The sequence below is a fragment of the Flavobacterium frigoritolerans genome, from assembly GCF_025847275.1.
Taxonomy (GTDB): domain Bacteria; phylum Bacteroidota; class Bacteroidia; order Flavobacteriales; family Flavobacteriaceae; genus Flavobacterium; species Flavobacterium frigoritolerans.
In genome coordinates, this window is the sequence record NZ_JAOZEV010000026.1 from 1 (window position 1) to 14,470 (window position 14,470).

Sequence of the window (14,470 nt, forward strand, 5' to 3'; positions counted from 1 at the left end):
TATAGTTTAATAATTAAAAAGTAATAGAATAGCCAATACAAAAAAAGGTCGAAAACACCAATAAAATAAGGGGTTTACATCAAAAAAAGTCCAAAAATCAATAAAATCAAAATGTACCTTTATACTACTTTCTACTAGCTTTTAATTGGCCTTTTATAAATTGATTACAAAGGTTGTTGACCTTATCTGTATGTTATAACTACTTTTGATTGACTTTAACCCTATATCACATAGAAACAAGCCTTTTAGGTATGAAAACATCTAAATCACTCAATATATTACTAGCCCCTAATCAGGGCTTTTTTTATGTTTAAATCCCATGCTGCAACTTGCTTTATTTTACTCTTTTTAATTTTGGGGGGACAGTTGGGGGGACAGTTGGGGGGACATTACTATGTTTTTCTACTTCATCTAAAGCATATAAAACAGTATTAAAACTTGTTTTTTGGCATAATTATGTTTAACTCAAGCAACTTAATAATATTGTGTTTTTTAAAACAATCACCTTAACTAACTGTAAAATAATAACTTAATCATGTTACAAGATAGCTACTTAAAAAAAAGTGTGATGTACACCGCTTATATTGTTACAATTGAGAATTAATTCTAATTGAAGCCTTAACCAATGCTAATGCTTTAATACTTGTTATAGGGAATTCAATTGTTTGATGATGTTGGTTTTGGGAAACAAACTGCACATAACCCTCTCTATCAGATTTTTTTAGAAACTTAGTAAAGAAATACTCGTTGCCATCATTATTAATGTAAGAGAGATACATTTCGCCCCAAATTATGTTATGCTCAAGATTGTAAATCTCTTTATACATAACGATATCTCCACTTTTTAGAAGTGGATACATGCTGTCACCTGTCACATACAAAGCACCATCGCATTTTGGAAGTTTAGGGATCCTTATATAATCTACAGGTATTTGTTTTTCTCCACCTCCAAATAAATCTACAACACCCGCTGCTACTTGTACATCGTATAGAGGTATATCTTGATTATCTAATATTCGGTCAGTTTTTAATTTACGTACACTCAAGCTTCTCTCTTTTGGGATTTCTGATTTCAACATATTTCCATTGCCAGTTAGCAGCCATTCAGAGTTTATTTCAGGGTAATAGTGTAAAATTTTACCTGCTTTGTCAGTACCCATATTGCTACTATTATCTAAAAACTTATTAGAAAAGCCTAAATCTTGACAAAATTTATATTTACTAACCCCTTTAAAATCAAGGTATTCTTTAACTCTTTCAGTAGCCCCCATAAAAATAATGTATTATTTTACGTTAAACCGTATACAAGTGTAAAATATTACACTATATTTGTCCTGTCTTTAATACAAACAGAACGATGAGCAAAAATATGAAAACAAAACCAAGTTATAATCAAAATGCCCTAGAAATTATAAATGGTAGATATGGATACTCTTATGACTATATCCGTAAATCAATAAGAGGTGATCGGGTTGGCGTTATCCCTGATAGGATAAAAACAGAATATAACAAGCTTAATAACGAATCAATTAAGGCAATAGCTATTCAAGCTGACAAATTATGAAAACAAAAATCATACATCACATCAGCAGAGATTTTACTCATAAAGTAGTTGAAACACAAACATTATTTTATGGATATGTTGTAAAAACTGAATTTTCGAATGCTATAGTTTTTAAAACAGATGATTGAAATTAAGTATTTCCTCCCTGAGTGGCACACTCCCAGTTTCGAGTACTGGGCGGGAACAAAAATTAGCAATTCAATATTGATAATTCATAATTAAAAAAAGATGCCTTACCTATATTCAAATAAAACCGTAGCTGTAGAACTGGATGAACTTGTTCCAAAATTTTGGAATTGTTATGAAGGGTTAAAAAAAGAACTGCAGCGTTACAAAGAAAAGTCTTTTGGAATCAAACGTCTTCAGGTTGGTGGCAATGGCAGAAAGTTGCTTATCGATTATGATAGTTTGAACAATACTATTCAAGAAGCATTAGGAGACCCAAGAAAAGCAGGCCATCCGTTAGAACCTTTTTTTGAATGGGATTCAAACGCACCCGAGTTCTATACCAAATTTAAACGTGGTGGTACAACAATACTCAAAAGCGATGAACAAGAACGATACATTATAAACGCAAGTGTAATGCATGCAGTTCTTAAACTAGAACAGGCTCGTATACAAGCTCGAATTAAAATGAAAAGTTCAATGGTTGGAATAACTGAAACTTTGCGATACGATGTAGAGAGTTTTCAAAATCATCTTAAAGCAAAACATCAAGTAGAACACACACTACCTATTTCAATACGCTTTAAAGACCTTTTAAAAGACTTTAAAACAAATGGCTACATCGCCATCATTAAAGACCCTAACGGCACTGGAAAACAAAACGCTCGTAAGGTTGATGAAAAAACAGAAATGATTTTAAATGGATTATTCAAAAATCAATTACACAAACCAACTCCTACAGAAGTAGCTCGCAACTATGATGCTTTTTTAAATAGCTATGCAGAAGTTTATAATGAAGATACAGGAGAGCTGTACGATCCAAAGGAATTTAAAAAACTTTCACAAGCTACAATTATAAATTACATCAACAAATGGGAAAACACCCTTGCGACTTACAAATCAAGAAGTGGAGATAGACAAGTTTATATGGGCAAATTCAAGCCACATCACCAAATGGAAATGCCTACTCTAGCAGGCTCGATAATTTCAATTGATGACCGTCAACCACCCTTTGTCTATAACAAAAAAGGCGATAGAGTTTGGTTTTATTTAGGTGTTGATATTGCTTCTCAGGCTATAACATCAGTTGTTTATGGGAAAACTAAGGAAGGTATTATCGTTGATTTCTATCGCCAAATGGTAAGGAATTATACCGAATGGGGCTACTGCTTACCTCATGAATTAGAGTGCGAAAGTTCATTGAATAGTAGTTACAAGGATTCACTACTTCGCCCAGGAGCCATGTTTCAAGAAGTTAAGATTGAAGCTAATAATGCCCGAGGAAAATATATTGAGAGAATAAACGGTAAGCTACGTTACGAGTTTGAAAAAAAAGAAATAGGATGGATAGCCCGACCAACAGCAAAAAGCGAAGCAAATCAATTGAGTAGTGCAAAAAAACAAATAATTCCTTTTGATATTTTGGTTAATGATAGGATGTTGGACATCGAAGATTATAACAACAGTCCTCATCCCGATAATTTAGGATTAAGTCGTTGGGATTACTTTGAAAAACACCAACATCCAAACTTAAAACCAACAAACTGGGAAGCTATTTTACCAGTCATAGGATATAAAACGGTAACATCTTGCAAGGCTGGCTATATAAGTTTACAGGGAAAAAAAAGAGCAATTGCAGAAAACGGAAAAATTCTAACTGGCGAAGCTTTGATACAACAAATGAGAATAATTGAAGGTAAAGAATTTGATGTGTACTGGCTTGACGGAAATGAGGGACAAGTACTAAAAGCACTAGTTTATTTTAATGAAAGATTTGTTTGTGAAGTAATGGAAATGCCACGCTACAATAGAGCAACAATTGAAAGAACTGATTCAGATCAGGATGCAATTATATTACAAAGTGCTTACGTTGCTTCTGTTGACGCTTTTGAAAAGCGACAAAGAAATAAAATTGAGAACATACAAATTATTGATAATAAACCTAAAACGGTTAACTCTAATTTCAAATTTAAAAATATAAAACGCTATGAAGCACGTGAGGAACCTGTCGAAATTTTTAAAGATGATGATGAAAACGACGATCAATTTGTATTTGTACCTCAAAAATCATCAGTACCAAGTTGGAAAAGAAATTTCATGTAATCAAAAAAACTAAAAAAATGAACTTAACAAACGAATTTAAAGCAAAAGTAAGATTAGCAATACTTGAAAAAAGAAATAATTACGGAGGTTCTGATAGTGATTTTTCAAAGAGCCTAGGAATCAATAATGCTGTTTATAGCAGATTAAAATCAGGAGAAATTGATAGAATATTATCAGATACGGTTTGGATTACTCTTGGACGTGAGTTACAAGTAAAGGTATTTGAAGATAACTGGAAAGTGGCTCGTACATCTGTTTACACTGAAATTGAGGATAATCTTAGCTTTTGCAAAGAACTAAGTCGCTCGATGGTATTAGTGGATGATTGCGGAATTGGTAAAACATTTTGTACCAAACACATTATCAAAAAAATGAAAAACACCTTTTTTGTGGATTGTTCTCAAGCAAAATCAAAGCAGTTGTTTATCAGGCTTCTTGCCAAAACAATAGGTATCGATAACCAGGGTAAATATTATGATGTATTGGCAAACTTAAAATATTACATCACAACACTTGAAAAGCCTCTGATTATACTTGATGAGGCGGGAGATTTGGAATATACAGCATTCTTAGAATTAAAAGGAATTTGGAACGGAACTGATGGTGTATGTGGATGGTATATGATGGGAGCTGACGGCCTACGTGATAAAATTGATAGAGGTATTAAAAATAAAAAAGTGGGATTTGCTGAAATATTTAGTCGTTTCTCGGATGAATTTATAAAGCTAGTTCCTAATGGAAAATCAGATAGACAAGCGTTTTATACTGAATTAATAGGAGCAGTTGCTTCTGCAAATTTAGTAGACAAGAGTAAAATAAAACCTCTTATTAATAAGTGTATCAACAAAGAAACAACCCTTAGATATTTAGAAACCCTCATTAAAATAGGAGCATAAAATGGCTAGAGCAATATCAACCAAAACCCTTTTTGAAAAAACGTATAAAACTTTCGCATTTAATGGAATTTGGGGTGATGTTTTGGGTAATCCTGAGAAAGGCAAAATTTGGATTATATACGGTAATGAAAAAAACGGAAAAACAACATTTGCATTAAAACTGGCAGAATATTTAAGCCAATTTGAATCACTACTCTACATATCAGCCGAAGAAGGTACTGGAAAATCTTTTCAAGAGACAGCGAGGGAAAGAGCTAAAATTGACCCACAAAACCCTAAAATCAAGTATCTCGAATACATTGAAATTGAGGAAGTAGAACAAATACTAGATAAGCGCCAATCACCCAAAATAGTATTCTTTGATAACATGACAATTTATAAAGACGAACTGGCTTATGGACGCTTTAGGAAACTAACAACTAAATACCCAAATGTTACAATGGTATTTATAGCCCACGAAGAACGTAATGAACCCTATACTTCTACCGCAAAATTATGCAAAAAGTTAGCCGAAATTATTATAAGGGTAGATGGATTAACAGCATTTGTAGCTGGAAGATGCCCAGGAGGATCAATACTAATTAATGAGCAAACAGCAGAGCTTGTTCATGGCAGTAAAATCAAAAAATAAGACTTATGAACTCTATTAATCAACTATTAGGACTTAGTCCTGAGGAATACGAAAAACAGCGTTTCAACTCCTATTGGAAATGGTGTGAAAAACTATCGACTTGTATTTTAGATACTCAAAAAATACTTGCAAGCAGTTCAATAAACAGGTATTACAATATAGAATTGGCTAAATGCGAAAAGGAATTTTTATTTAGGATAAGGAATTACCAAGATAGTGAAACAGTCACTATTAGAGATAGAAAAAGGCTATATGAAAAGTGTATTGAAGTAATGGAATTGAGCCGTAAACCTATGTCGCTAATTGAAAGTATTATTTGGACAAAACCAAAAGATGTTTCTCTTAATATGAGCATAGCCTATGTAGCTGTAAAAGGTGTAAAACTTGATTCCATAACATTAAGACTAAACTAATGACAAAACAACAATTAAAAAATAGGATAACACAACTTGAGCAATGGTTATTCGATAATTCATCTGAACACGAAGCTCGTCCACAAATCGAAACAGATTTACGTAAAGCAAAAGAAGAACTAGTAAAACTTAAAAAATGATAGGAAATAAAATACCAAAACGTCTTGAAGAACTGGAATTGGTTTTGAAATATGACACAGAGTGCACTCCTATATTAAAGGTTCATGAGCGTTTTGCCATCAACCAAGAACGAGCCAAGCTATTTGCAAATGATTTTTCTTATAGTCAATCTGAAATTGTAGAAACTAAAATAAAAATGGCTTTATCTGAAATTAGAAAAAATGATTGGCATCCTCTCAATACATAATAATGAAAAAGTTATTTGAAATTCCGCCAATTGAAATGATTAAGCAACAGGCTTTAAATCCTTATAAACGCTCCTCATCTACTAACAGAAGATACAAATTGCACCAGAAGGTAAAAAACATTTGCCAGTTAAATTCTAAACAACGCACAATAATCATTCACTATGATTATGTGATTTTGAACAAATACATTATCGAGCTGCAGGATAAATTTCAATACAACATCCAAGCAGAAATGTTTGACATAAACAATATAGAAGTAAAAGAACCAATAATAGTAAAAAACTAAAGTAATGGAAACAAAAAAAAAATCAGTAGCAGAATTAGAGCAAGAACTTGCCGTGGCAAAGGCAAACGAATCTGCTCAACAACAAAAGCAGAAACTAGCATACGAGGACTTAAAAAGCGAAACTATCATAAACCTTTGCACTAAGGCTATAGAGCTAAATAACAGTCTTAAAATATTTAAAACCGACGCATTTGACAGCATGCAAACCATTTGGGCAATGTTGCAAGAATATAGTTCAAGACATGCTGATGGCAAAGGTAATTTTAGAATTGAATTTGAGGGAATGAGAGTCAGTTATAAGCGTCAGGGCAAAGCTTCTTTTGACGAACGAAGCCATCAAGCCGAAAAGCATATTATCGATTTTGTAAACTCAAAATTTGAAAATGATGCTGATGTAAGAGATTTAATTATGTCACTTCTTGAACGTAAAAAAGGAGAACTAGATATCCAGCTTATCCAAAAACTTTATGCAATGGAAAATAGATTCCTGGATAAAAATTGGAAACGTGGAATTGAGCTTTTAAAAGAAAGCTACAGCTACTCACATTCAAAAGACTACATCGCCTTTGAGCAACAAGATGCCAATGGACAATGGAATGCTATTAACCTACAATTTTCAAACGTATAAACAATTAAACAAATATAAAATGAGCAACAATTCAACACAGTCAAAAGGAATCGGATTTGGAGGGATACTGACAATAGTATTCATCGTCTTAAAACTAACAAAGTATATATATTGGTCATGGTGGTGGGTTCTATCACCAGTGCTAATTCCAATTGCATTTGTTTTAGTCATTCTTTTAATTGCTGGGCTAGTCACAGTAATGAAGAAGTGATAGTAATTCTGAGTAAAACAAAATCTAAATTTTAATTAATACCAAGTAAAAAAATGTCAAATCAAAGAATAAAATTAAACGACTCAACAATGGGTGTCGTAGCAAAAATGTCAGATAACAATTTCGGAGCAATCGACGTCTTAATGATGCTTTTACAAAAAGAGACAGATAATATAGACCCTGATAACTTCATGGGTGGTTTAGGAGTAATTCTGTATTTAGATACTTTAGGGATTTATGGAACGGATATATATGTTCTATATAATGATATCTGCGATAGAAATTTAGTAGAAATGCTATCTACAATAAGAGCTACACAATTAGGAATGTTTCCAAGTAATATTTTAGTAGATGCATGTGGCAGACAAGACTACTCAGGTAAAAAGCTCATCCCTGTTGATGAATTATATCTAAAAGTAAAAGAACGCTTACCAAGGTTCAACGAACAAAAATAATTTTAAACTCATTCCTTTTCCCAAGTAAAAAAAGTGGTTGGCTTAGGTCAGTAGGTTCGAATCCTGCCTTGGGAGCAAACTTTAAAAATAAACAATAATGGAAATTAGATTTAATGTAAAGTATTTCAGTGGAAGAATAAAATTATCTACTATACAAATTAATGTCATGGTTCCGAATGAATCTGAAATAATAAAAAAGAACGTATTCAGAGAAATTTTAGAAAAACTTAAAGATGAATCAGATGACAATGACGAATTAGACTTTATACAATTTATAACTATTCAAGAAATAGACAATGACAACGACTAATCCAAAATTGTATACAGGGAATGGTTCTGCAGTAGACAACTATAACAAACCAAAAAACGCACTAAAAACTATTGTTCAAGGTGTAAGAGGCCAGAATAAAAGTAATTGGGGCTTATTTGACAAGAATAACCAACAACATAAAACAATATTATCATTGTTACAACAACTACAATGGGTTGTCGCTAGTGAGAAATGGGGACAAGTTGCAGATATCAGTAGATTAAGCGAGTTTTTAAAGAGTGATAAAACACCAGTTAAAAAGCCTTTAAAAGACATGGAACCCGAAGAGGTATCAAAGATTATTGAATGTTTCAAATCAATGATAATTAAAAAGTACAAGTAAAATGAAAAAATGTAATCATGAAAATAAAAGGATTAAAGTACTTGAAGTAGCAGCTACTTGTGAAACTACAGTTATTGTTTGTACAGAATGTGAAGAAGAACTCGAGTATCCTGAAACTGATTGTTAAGATGAAAATAGCAATTAAAATCTCTAATTATCATCTATCATTTATAAACGAGATGATAGCAGATTATCTGCCAGCTGAACAGAAAGGATTTAGAAAAGAGGACAAGAGCCTTTTTTATTTAATGAATGAAATTGCAGCCAAATTATTAAAAAAAGCTATTGATAAAAAAGGAACTTCTAAGCCTTTCACAATAACTCTAAAATATTACGAAGCATTCACATTGCACAAGTTTATTTTAATTTACATGGATTACGAAGAAGGTGAAAAAAAAAGAGTAACAAGAGAAATACTTGGAACAATAAATCAAAAACTAACGTAATGGATAAGATAACAATTATTACTGATCCCATATCGAAAACACCACCTATAACTATTTTTATTGATGGTAGAATATTTGAAAAAGAGAGTGCTATTAGAAACTTGAAAAACCGCGAAAATGTCATCGTAATAGATGATGTAGAACAGGATGAGGAATCTAGCGAAAAACTTGAAGTATTTCAAAATAATGTTTTTAAGTGGTTTGAACTTTATTTTCCAAAATATTCAAACCCCACTAAGTTCAACCAACTTTTTATATCCGACAGACAAAACATAAAACTAGGAGTTAGAAAGCGATACCAAAAAGTGCCAAGAATACAATTTCACCTAAATAATTTTTCATTAAACCTTAATATGAATGGAACCACTTACCACCTATAGAGCCAAAGGCAACGAAATTGGCTTAATATTCCTATTTAAATACGATTTGAACGGTAATTTAAAACTATTTGAAATCTCCGAAGGCGAATTAAATGATGAACAAATGAAATGGCTTTTTAGCTCGAATTACCCATCTAACGAAAATATCATGAAAACAGTTTGGATGAAAGTTAAAAAGTATCTCAAAGTATTCGAGATTGTAAAATCGCCTGCGGACTTAAGTTTTGAAGCACTCTGGAATATGTACGGTTACAAGGAGTCGAGAAAGGCTGCTGAAAAAAACTTTAATAAGCTAACAGAGGAAGAAAAGATTAAATGCTTTATCCAAGTTCCAAAATACAAAAAGAAGCTTGCAAAATCAACAATATCACAAGCATTATTGGAAACGTGGATAAGCAAACAAAGATTTAACGACGAATATTAACTATATAAATATAAAGCTAAAATGAAAAAAGGAATTTACAGATTTAATGCCGATTGTGGCAGAATGGGAAACTTAAAAGGGGTTTTTATAGCAACCAATGAGCAAGTAAAGGAACTAATTAAAAGTAAAATTGAAGTTTACTTTGGTGAAGTGTTAGGGAAACATAGTGAAATATGTGGATCCATTGAAAAAAAACAAGTGATACTTTTAAGTGATGATTCAGAAGCAGTAAATCTTGTTGAGAAATATGAATTAACCAGTGGATTTAATCCATTTGATTACACAGCTATTAATTTTCAATTCGATAATGATGATTCAGATGATATAACAATCCGTGAAATTATCGATAAACGACTACTTAAAAAGAAGCAAAAACAAGTACAGAAGTAAACTATTAAAAATCACAATCAATGAAAATAATTAAGTTTCTAACGGTTTTCCGTAATGAGAAATTAAAAACAATGTAATACCTTTGAATATGAAAGATAGATATCAAGATATTATTGACAAAGAAACAATTGAGCTATCAAAAAAGTTGACTCAATTAGATGAAAGGAATAAAAGACAGTTGTGTATTGTTTTCATCGTTGGAGCTATTGTAATTGTTGCAGCAATCAATTTTATTTAGGCAGCTCTATTTTAAAGTTAAACCCAAAATTAATTAAATATAAAATCAAATCAGAATGAAGAAAGTATTATCGTTTTTAGTTTTAGTATTACTAGTTTCTTGTAGCAATGACGAAACAATAAAAGAGATTGAAGTAATAAAAGAAATTGAAGTAATAAAAGAAGTGCCAGTTGATAATACTGCTCCAAATACACTTTTAAAAACTGAGAATTGGCTTAAATCACATAATACTGGATATGGCAGCGAAAACGCTTCAAGTTTTTTAAAAACAGAAATTAAAAAGGTTTTAGACGAAGGAAACAATTATCAATTTTTCAATGTATATATAGGTAATCATGGACATGATACAAAGGAAGCAACATATGGCAATGAAAATACTGTAATTCTAGTATTTTTTAAAAATGGTCAAAATCAAGAAATTATAGTTTTTGAACCTTACGGACAAAATTTAAGATATAATGATTTAAAAGTAAAACAATCCAATTATGCATTTGCTCCAGATTTCTTTAAAAATGAATTGATAGGCTCGGTAACAATTTCTGATTTTTTAAAGTTCTAAATACCACTTAAGTAGAAAACCACTCAAATTGAGTGGTTTTTTTATGCAGTTAAAATCGCCTTGACAGGTACTATAGGATACTTTATTTTTGTCGTTAAATAAGTATCAAATGGCAACTCCTCATCAAAATACTATAAAAAAAGCACTTCTTGTAACTGAATTATTAGATCAGAACTATGAACAAGGGAACCAGGCTAAAATGATGCATGGCGTTTTAAGGAGTAAGATAAGCAAAGTTTATCCAATGTCCTATCGAACATTGCAACGCTATGTAAAGTTGGCAAGAAATTTGCCTGAAGTAAAACAAAACCAGTTGACGTTATTTTAATACTGCAAAACATGAAAAAAATACTTTTTACTACTTGTTTTTTAATCTCTTTTTGTGGGTATTCTCAAGAATACCACATTGATAATACTAATATTAATTCATTTAAGGTATATGAGGTCAATGCTCCAGAGCAAGCAGATGTTTTTGTTTTCTTTGTAAAAAACAAAGGGCAAATAAACAAAAAATACTGTTGGTTTATTGGAAAAAGAACTGCTACAAGTAGCCCTATTCGATATGTATATTTTCCACAGCAAGCAGATTTAAAAATTTATAGAGTAAAGATAAAAGAACAAGCAGGATACAAAAAAGGAGGCTAATCAGCCTCCTTTTTTTGTTTTAACTTCCCTCTAAAATCGAGGGTTTCAAACTCTCCGAACTCAAAAACAGGGGTTTCAATTAAATCCCGTGCATGACTCTCAAACTCAAAAACAAGTACATGATAATCCGCAACAGGGTTATCAATCATTGCCTCCGATACAAATTTTAAAGGCGAGCTCGTGCCTAGCTTTTTTCCTTCCAATATCTCCTGTAACAACCCCACATAAACGAAACGGTTCATTCCAAGCACCTTATTAGGGGCTACATTGTTGCAATCTTGGTCATCATCGAGAACCAGATGCAATGTCATTTGAATTAACCTAGGCTTGTCTTTGCCTTGTCCAGTGTTTGTGTAATTTACAAAAAGAGCTGGTAACGTATAATATTCGTGTAGTTCAGGGTCACTAGGTTGGTTGCGAAACAAATCAATAAAGAAGTTACCGTTTAGGTTTTTGGTTTCGAATTTTGACTTTTCAAGTTCGATAATTTTGTATAATTCAAGGATGGGTATTATCATTTTTTATTTTTTATGGTCTCATAGCTTTTTCAAAGCGATCTACAATTAAATTCTCAATATCTTTTGCTAGTGTGGCACTACTACCTATAAATTGTCGTTGTGGGATAGTAAGGTTCATTTTCCTTCGATGCCCTTGTACAGTGTGCGATTGTACAGACTGTGCGCTTACAGATTCCGTATTTCCATTTCGGGTACGAGAGTGTGCTTTACGGGTATGCGCTTTTTTAGTAAAAGACCTCACATTAGCAATCTTAGTTATTTTACCACCGTTATTGTGGATTTCCGCATACGGAACATCAGTACCAATAACCACTTCCTTTTGGCTTACTTTAACCTTTCTGATGCTACGCTTCAAGCGTCCAGTGTTAACCAATAATGTTTGGCTCTTTCTTCTGCCTCCTTCCCGTCTTTGCTTTCTGCTTACCCAAGGTGTTTTCGTCTTGTCCAACCAAGCCTGTTCTCTAAACCTATCTTTACTAAAACGAACAGCCAATACAGCTATTTCATTTGGCAATGCTTTACGAGCTTTGATAAGATTATCCACCATTCGTGAAAATTCATTCATTGCTTTTATTTATTAGGGTTAAAAAGCGAGTTCACCACTTCGAATCACTCTCATTAATAATTCTTTAAGGGCTTTTTCGAGTTCCTGAGGATTCATTTTGTTAAACTCATCATTTTTAGTATTCACAGTCTCAACCAAAGACCCAATATTTATAGTCAAGTTCTTGGCTTGACCTCCTCCAGAGATTACTTTGCTATCATCAATTGGGCTCGAGGGAGCTACAGGAGGAACTCCGTTAGGTGATATTGGATCATCAATTAAATCTGTATCAGATTCTGATGGCTTTTTAGCATCTAACATTACCTTAGCCGTGATTTCATCAAGGTTTGGAAACTTAAAATTTGCTATTTTATCTTTTGCGGCCATAAAATCAAGTGTGAAAATATCGTACATAATAGAGCCTATTTGCCCCAATAATTCTTTCATCCAAAGAAAGAGAGGTTTCACTTTCAGATACAGATCAGTAAAACTACCTGAAAAGCCTGTAATGGCTTTTATACCATTCCAAATTTTAGTAATAAAACCTATAAAGACCCCTGCAACATTTTTTATTAAGTTCCAAACTATTCTCATTCCTGCTGTTGCATTATTAAAGGCGAATTCAAACACCCATCCAATGGCGGCAACAATATCTCTAAATATCACAGATTCGTCATATAGGTTTTTGAAATAATTAATTATCTCTAAAACTTTATTACCTACAGCAGACATGATAGGTAAAAACAACTCTCCAAACTGGACGATGTAAACCTGAATCTGATTCCAAATTATTTTCCAAGATTCCATAGGCGTTAAAGAATCAGTATATGCTTTATTTAAAGCACCCTGACTATTAGCAGAATCATCAATTGCCGTTTGTAATCCTTTAATGTCTTGTATCATCGTTCCGAAACCTACTGATGATGATTGGTCTAATCCTAATGAACCCATTTTTTTCATACGTTGATTATCGGTTAATCCTCTCATTTTAGATTCTAACTGCTTCATGATATCTAAGATTGGTTTTACTTTGCCTGTTTTGAAATCAAATACATCTATCCCTATTTTTTTGAACTTGCCCACTATCTTATCGTCTGATAATGATCTCATAATTCCTTCTAATGCAGTTGATGATTGCTCTGCCGAAAGTTTGGTTGTCAAAGCGGCATATGCTCCTGCAGTTTCATCCAGTGCAAAACCTACGTTCTTTGCTAGAGGAATGATTTTTGGTAAATACCTAGCAATGTCTTTAAATTCGGCATTACCTGATTTTACTGTTGCAAAAAGAATATCGTAGACTTTATTTACCTCTTCACCGCTTGATTGCATAACGGAAACCGCTGCACTAGCCACTGTTTCAATATCTGAAAATCCTGCTTTTGCTGCTCTTAATGTTGGCTCTAAAGCGGCCATAGATTTATTAACAGATAAACCCGCAGAAATAATTCTATTAAATGCCTTGGGTATTTCTTCCAATGGGGCTACGTTCCGACTTCCAATTTCAAGTAACTTATCAGAGAGTTTTCCGAGTTGTTTTTTTGTGAGCTCGGCGGTGACGTTAATTTGTGCCATGCTATCCCACCATGCATTTGCCTTTTTGGTAGCGTATGCAATTGCAGTCCCGAGAGCTCCAACAGCAGCTACTCCTAAAGCTATTGGATTGGTCAGTAAAGCAAATGCACTTCCTAGCTCAGGTATTTCGGCACCCAGAGAACTCAAGGCTTGCGCACCACTTGAACGTAATCCATTAAGCCTCGCTTGCATCGAACCTACTGCACTGTTTACTTTTCTTTTGGCAGCATTCAGTCCCATATCCAATCTATCACGTAAGGATATGTGTAAATCCATTCTTGCTGTTCCGCTCATATGTTATTTGTTTTTTATATTTATTTTTTCTTATCTTTGTACTATCAGGCTTGAACATCGAGGGGTGCGCCCCACGGTTCCTGATAT

26 protein-coding genes are annotated in these 14,470 nt (G+C 32.9%); 22 read left to right on the top strand and 4 right to left on the bottom strand.

The window, feature by feature from the left end:
• Nucleotides 1-587 precede the first annotated feature (587 nt).
• Complete coding sequence (locus OIU80_RS19700) at nucleotides 588-1,271, bottom strand: S24 family peptidase (protein WP_264288679.1); 684 nt, start codon at nucleotides 1,269-1,271, stop codon at nucleotides 588-590.
• Between the two features lie 98 nt (nucleotides 1,272-1,369).
• On the opposite strand from OIU80_RS19700, the gene OIU80_RS19705 reads away from it, so the two are divergent.
• The 22 genes from OIU80_RS19705 to OIU80_RS19810 all read left to right on the top strand — a co-directional run bounded on the left by OIU80_RS19705 (nucleotide 1,370) and on the right by OIU80_RS19810 (nucleotide 11,455).
• Entirely contained in the window at nucleotides 1,370-1,564 is a 195-nt protein-coding gene (locus OIU80_RS19705) for a hypothetical protein (protein WP_264288680.1), read from the top strand.
• Complete coding sequence (locus OIU80_RS19710) at nucleotides 1,561-1,692, top strand: hypothetical protein (protein ID WP_264288681.1); 132 nt, start codon at nucleotides 1,561-1,563, stop codon at nucleotides 1,690-1,692. The genes OIU80_RS19705 and OIU80_RS19710 overlap by 4 nt, the downstream gene beginning before the upstream one ends.
• A 100-nt stretch (nucleotides 1,693-1,792) precedes the next feature.
• Nucleotides 1,793-3,832: a hypothetical protein gene (locus tag OIU80_RS19715; protein WP_264288682.1), complete on the top strand. Its 2,040-nt coding sequence runs from the start codon at nucleotides 1,793-1,795 to the stop codon at nucleotides 3,830-3,832.
• Between the two features lie 17 nt (nucleotides 3,833-3,849).
• Complete coding sequence (locus OIU80_RS19720; protein WP_264288683.1) at nucleotides 3,850-4,728, top strand: ATP-binding protein; 879 nt, start codon at nucleotides 3,850-3,852, stop codon at nucleotides 4,726-4,728.
• A gap of 1 nt (nucleotide 4,729) precedes the next feature.
• Nucleotides 4,730-5,359: a P-loop NTPase family protein gene (locus tag OIU80_RS19725; protein WP_264288684.1), complete on the top strand. Its 630-nt coding sequence runs from the start codon at nucleotides 4,730-4,732 to the stop codon at nucleotides 5,357-5,359.
• A 5-nt stretch (nucleotides 5,360-5,364) separates the two neighbouring features.
• Nucleotides 5,365-5,772, top strand: a complete 408-nt coding sequence (locus tag OIU80_RS19730; RefSeq protein WP_264288685.1) for a hypothetical protein — start codon at nucleotides 5,365-5,367, stop codon at nucleotides 5,770-5,772.
• Nucleotides 5,772-5,912 (top strand): hypothetical protein, encoded by a 141-nt coding sequence (locus tag OIU80_RS19735; RefSeq protein WP_264288686.1) that lies wholly within the window; start codon nucleotides 5,772-5,774, stop codon nucleotides 5,910-5,912. The genes OIU80_RS19730 and OIU80_RS19735 overlap by 1 nt, the downstream gene beginning before the upstream one ends.
• Complete coding sequence (locus OIU80_RS19740) at nucleotides 5,909-6,139, top strand: hypothetical protein (protein WP_264288687.1); 231 nt, start codon at nucleotides 5,909-5,911, stop codon at nucleotides 6,137-6,139. Before OIU80_RS19735 ends, OIU80_RS19740 begins: the two co-directional genes overlap by 4 nt.
• Nucleotides 6,140-6,141: 2 nt before the next feature.
• Complete coding sequence (locus OIU80_RS19745; protein ID WP_264288688.1) at nucleotides 6,142-6,426, top strand: hypothetical protein; 285 nt, start codon at nucleotides 6,142-6,144, stop codon at nucleotides 6,424-6,426.
• 4 nt (nucleotides 6,427-6,430) lie between these two features.
• On the top strand, nucleotides 6,431-7,054 hold the full coding sequence (locus OIU80_RS19750) for a DUF3164 family protein (RefSeq protein WP_264288689.1): 624 nt from the start codon (nucleotides 6,431-6,433) through the stop codon (nucleotides 7,052-7,054).
• A 264-nt stretch (nucleotides 7,055-7,318) separates the two neighbouring features.
• Entirely contained in the window at nucleotides 7,319-7,720 is a 402-nt protein-coding gene (locus OIU80_RS19755) for a hypothetical protein (protein WP_264288690.1), read from the top strand.
• A gap of 166 nt (nucleotides 7,721-7,886) precedes the next feature.
• Nucleotides 7,887-8,030 (top strand): hypothetical protein, encoded by a 144-nt coding sequence (locus OIU80_RS19760; RefSeq protein ID WP_264288691.1) that lies wholly within the window; start codon nucleotides 7,887-7,889, stop codon nucleotides 8,028-8,030.
• Nucleotides 8,017-8,373 carry a hypothetical protein gene (locus OIU80_RS19765; protein WP_264288692.1) on the top strand — a complete coding sequence of 119 codons (357 nt, stop codon included), beginning with the start codon at nucleotides 8,017-8,019 and terminating at the stop codon, nucleotides 8,371-8,373. Before OIU80_RS19760 ends, OIU80_RS19765 begins: the two co-directional genes overlap by 14 nt.
• 1 nt (nucleotide 8,374) lies before the next feature.
• Nucleotides 8,375-8,500, top strand: coding sequence for a hypothetical protein (locus OIU80_RS19770; protein ID WP_264288693.1), 126 nt, complete (start codon nucleotides 8,375-8,377; stop codon nucleotides 8,498-8,500).
• Nucleotide 8,501: 1 nt separating this feature from the next.
• Nucleotides 8,502-8,819, top strand: coding sequence for a hypothetical protein (locus tag OIU80_RS19775; protein ID WP_264288694.1), 318 nt, complete (start codon nucleotides 8,502-8,504; stop codon nucleotides 8,817-8,819).
• Nucleotides 8,819-9,199, top strand: a complete 381-nt coding sequence (locus tag OIU80_RS19780) for a hypothetical protein (RefSeq protein WP_264288695.1) — start codon at nucleotides 8,819-8,821, stop codon at nucleotides 9,197-9,199. The genes OIU80_RS19775 and OIU80_RS19780 overlap by 1 nt, the downstream gene beginning before the upstream one ends.
• Nucleotides 9,177-9,623, top strand: coding sequence for a hypothetical protein (locus OIU80_RS19785; RefSeq protein WP_264288696.1), 447 nt, complete (start codon nucleotides 9,177-9,179; stop codon nucleotides 9,621-9,623). The genes OIU80_RS19780 and OIU80_RS19785 overlap by 23 nt, the downstream gene beginning before the upstream one ends.
• Before the next feature lie 21 nt (nucleotides 9,624-9,644).
• Nucleotides 9,645-10,013 (top strand): hypothetical protein, encoded by a 369-nt coding sequence (locus OIU80_RS19790; protein ID WP_264288697.1) that lies wholly within the window; start codon nucleotides 9,645-9,647, stop codon nucleotides 10,011-10,013.
• Between the two features lie 88 nt (nucleotides 10,014-10,101).
• Nucleotides 10,102-10,251, top strand: a complete 150-nt coding sequence (locus OIU80_RS19795; RefSeq protein ID WP_264288698.1) for a hypothetical protein — start codon at nucleotides 10,102-10,104, stop codon at nucleotides 10,249-10,251.
• 55 nt (nucleotides 10,252-10,306) lie between these two features.
• Nucleotides 10,307-10,810 (top strand): hypothetical protein, encoded by a 504-nt coding sequence (locus OIU80_RS19800; RefSeq protein WP_264288699.1) that lies wholly within the window; start codon nucleotides 10,307-10,309, stop codon nucleotides 10,808-10,810.
• 109 nt (nucleotides 10,811-10,919) lie between these two features.
• Nucleotides 10,920-11,138, top strand: a complete 219-nt coding sequence (locus OIU80_RS19805) for a hypothetical protein (RefSeq protein WP_264288700.1) — start codon at nucleotides 10,920-10,922, stop codon at nucleotides 11,136-11,138.
• Nucleotides 11,139-11,149: 11 nt separating this feature from the next.
• On the top strand, nucleotides 11,150-11,455 hold the full coding sequence (locus OIU80_RS19810) for a DUF6150 family protein (protein ID WP_264288701.1): 306 nt from the start codon (nucleotides 11,150-11,152) through the stop codon (nucleotides 11,453-11,455).
• On the opposite strand, the gene OIU80_RS19815 is transcribed toward OIU80_RS19810, so the two are convergent.
• Genes OIU80_RS19815 through OIU80_RS19825 form a run of 3 tightly spaced genes read right to left on the bottom strand, consistent with a single transcriptional unit; the run spans nucleotide 11,452 to nucleotide 14,383 of the window.
• On the bottom strand, nucleotides 11,452-11,973 hold the full coding sequence (locus tag OIU80_RS19815; protein ID WP_264288702.1) for a hypothetical protein: 522 nt from the start codon (nucleotides 11,971-11,973) through the stop codon (nucleotides 11,452-11,454). The genes OIU80_RS19810 and OIU80_RS19815 overlap by 4 nt on opposite strands.
• Nucleotides 11,974-11,983: 10 nt before the next feature.
• Nucleotides 11,984-12,538, bottom strand: a complete 555-nt coding sequence (locus tag OIU80_RS19820) for a phage virion morphogenesis protein (RefSeq protein WP_264288703.1) — start codon at nucleotides 12,536-12,538, stop codon at nucleotides 11,984-11,986.
• An 18-nt stretch (nucleotides 12,539-12,556) separates the two neighbouring features.
• Nucleotides 12,557-14,383 carry a phage tail tape measure protein gene (locus OIU80_RS19825; RefSeq protein WP_264288704.1) on the bottom strand — a complete coding sequence of 609 codons (1,827 nt, stop codon included), beginning with the start codon at nucleotides 14,381-14,383 and terminating at the stop codon, nucleotides 12,557-12,559.
• Nucleotides 14,384-14,470 lie beyond the last annotated feature (87 nt).

What these genes read in the sequence shown, in the direction of transcription:
- OIU80_RS19700 (WP_264288679.1), bottom strand. Translation starts at nt 1,271, where the DNA reads ATGGGGGCTACTGAAAGAGTTAAAGAATACCTTGATTTTAAAGGGGTT.
- OIU80_RS19705 (WP_264288680.1), top strand. Translation starts at nt 1,370, where the DNA reads ATGAAAACAAAACCAAGTTATAATCAAAATGCCCTAGAAATTATAAAT.
- OIU80_RS19710 (WP_264288681.1), top strand. Translation starts at nt 1,561, where the DNA reads ATGAAAACAAAAATCATACATCACATCAGCAGAGATTTTACTCATAAA.
- OIU80_RS19715 (WP_264288682.1), top strand. Translation starts at nt 1,793, where the DNA reads ATGCCTTACCTATATTCAAATAAAACCGTAGCTGTAGAACTGGATGAA.
- OIU80_RS19720 (WP_264288683.1), top strand. Translation starts at nt 3,850, where the DNA reads ATGAACTTAACAAACGAATTTAAAGCAAAAGTAAGATTAGCAATACTT.
- OIU80_RS19725 (WP_264288684.1), top strand. Translation starts at nt 4,730, where the DNA reads ATGGCTAGAGCAATATCAACCAAAACCCTTTTTGAAAAAACGTATAAA.
- OIU80_RS19730 (WP_264288685.1), top strand. Translation starts at nt 5,365, where the DNA reads ATGAACTCTATTAATCAACTATTAGGACTTAGTCCTGAGGAATACGAA.
- OIU80_RS19735 (WP_264288686.1), top strand. Translation starts at nt 5,772, where the DNA reads ATGACAAAACAACAATTAAAAAATAGGATAACACAACTTGAGCAATGG.
- OIU80_RS19740 (WP_264288687.1), top strand. Translation starts at nt 5,909, where the DNA reads ATGATAGGAAATAAAATACCAAAACGTCTTGAAGAACTGGAATTGGTT.
- OIU80_RS19745 (WP_264288688.1), top strand. Translation starts at nt 6,142, where the DNA reads ATGAAAAAGTTATTTGAAATTCCGCCAATTGAAATGATTAAGCAACAG.
- OIU80_RS19750 (WP_264288689.1), top strand. Translation starts at nt 6,431, where the DNA reads ATGGAAACAAAAAAAAAATCAGTAGCAGAATTAGAGCAAGAACTTGCC.
- OIU80_RS19755 (WP_264288690.1), top strand. Translation starts at nt 7,319, where the DNA reads ATGTCAAATCAAAGAATAAAATTAAACGACTCAACAATGGGTGTCGTA.
- OIU80_RS19760 (WP_264288691.1), top strand. Translation starts at nt 7,887, where the DNA reads ATGGTTCCGAATGAATCTGAAATAATAAAAAAGAACGTATTCAGAGAA.
- OIU80_RS19765 (WP_264288692.1), top strand. Translation starts at nt 8,017, where the DNA reads ATGACAACGACTAATCCAAAATTGTATACAGGGAATGGTTCTGCAGTA.
- OIU80_RS19770 (WP_264288693.1), top strand. Translation starts at nt 8,375, where the DNA reads ATGAAAAAATGTAATCATGAAAATAAAAGGATTAAAGTACTTGAAGTA.
- OIU80_RS19775 (WP_264288694.1), top strand. Translation starts at nt 8,502, where the DNA reads ATGAAAATAGCAATTAAAATCTCTAATTATCATCTATCATTTATAAAC.
- OIU80_RS19780 (WP_264288695.1), top strand. Translation starts at nt 8,819, where the DNA reads ATGGATAAGATAACAATTATTACTGATCCCATATCGAAAACACCACCT.
- OIU80_RS19785 (WP_264288696.1), top strand. Translation starts at nt 9,177, where the DNA reads ATGGAACCACTTACCACCTATAGAGCCAAAGGCAACGAAATTGGCTTA.
- OIU80_RS19790 (WP_264288697.1), top strand. Translation starts at nt 9,645, where the DNA reads ATGAAAAAAGGAATTTACAGATTTAATGCCGATTGTGGCAGAATGGGA.
- OIU80_RS19795 (WP_264288698.1), top strand. Translation starts at nt 10,102, where the DNA reads ATGAAAGATAGATATCAAGATATTATTGACAAAGAAACAATTGAGCTA.
- OIU80_RS19800 (WP_264288699.1), top strand. Translation starts at nt 10,307, where the DNA reads ATGAAGAAAGTATTATCGTTTTTAGTTTTAGTATTACTAGTTTCTTGT.
- OIU80_RS19805 (WP_264288700.1), top strand. Translation starts at nt 10,920, where the DNA reads ATGGCAACTCCTCATCAAAATACTATAAAAAAAGCACTTCTTGTAACT.
- OIU80_RS19810 (WP_264288701.1), top strand. Translation starts at nt 11,150, where the DNA reads ATGAAAAAAATACTTTTTACTACTTGTTTTTTAATCTCTTTTTGTGGG.
- OIU80_RS19815 (WP_264288702.1), bottom strand. Translation starts at nt 11,973, where the DNA reads ATGATAATACCCATCCTTGAATTATACAAAATTATCGAACTTGAAAAG.
- OIU80_RS19820 (WP_264288703.1), bottom strand. Translation starts at nt 12,538, where the DNA reads ATGAATGAATTTTCACGAATGGTGGATAATCTTATCAAAGCTCGTAAA.
- OIU80_RS19825 (WP_264288704.1), bottom strand. Translation starts at nt 14,383, where the DNA reads ATGAGCGGAACAGCAAGAATGGATTTACACATATCCTTACGTGATAGA.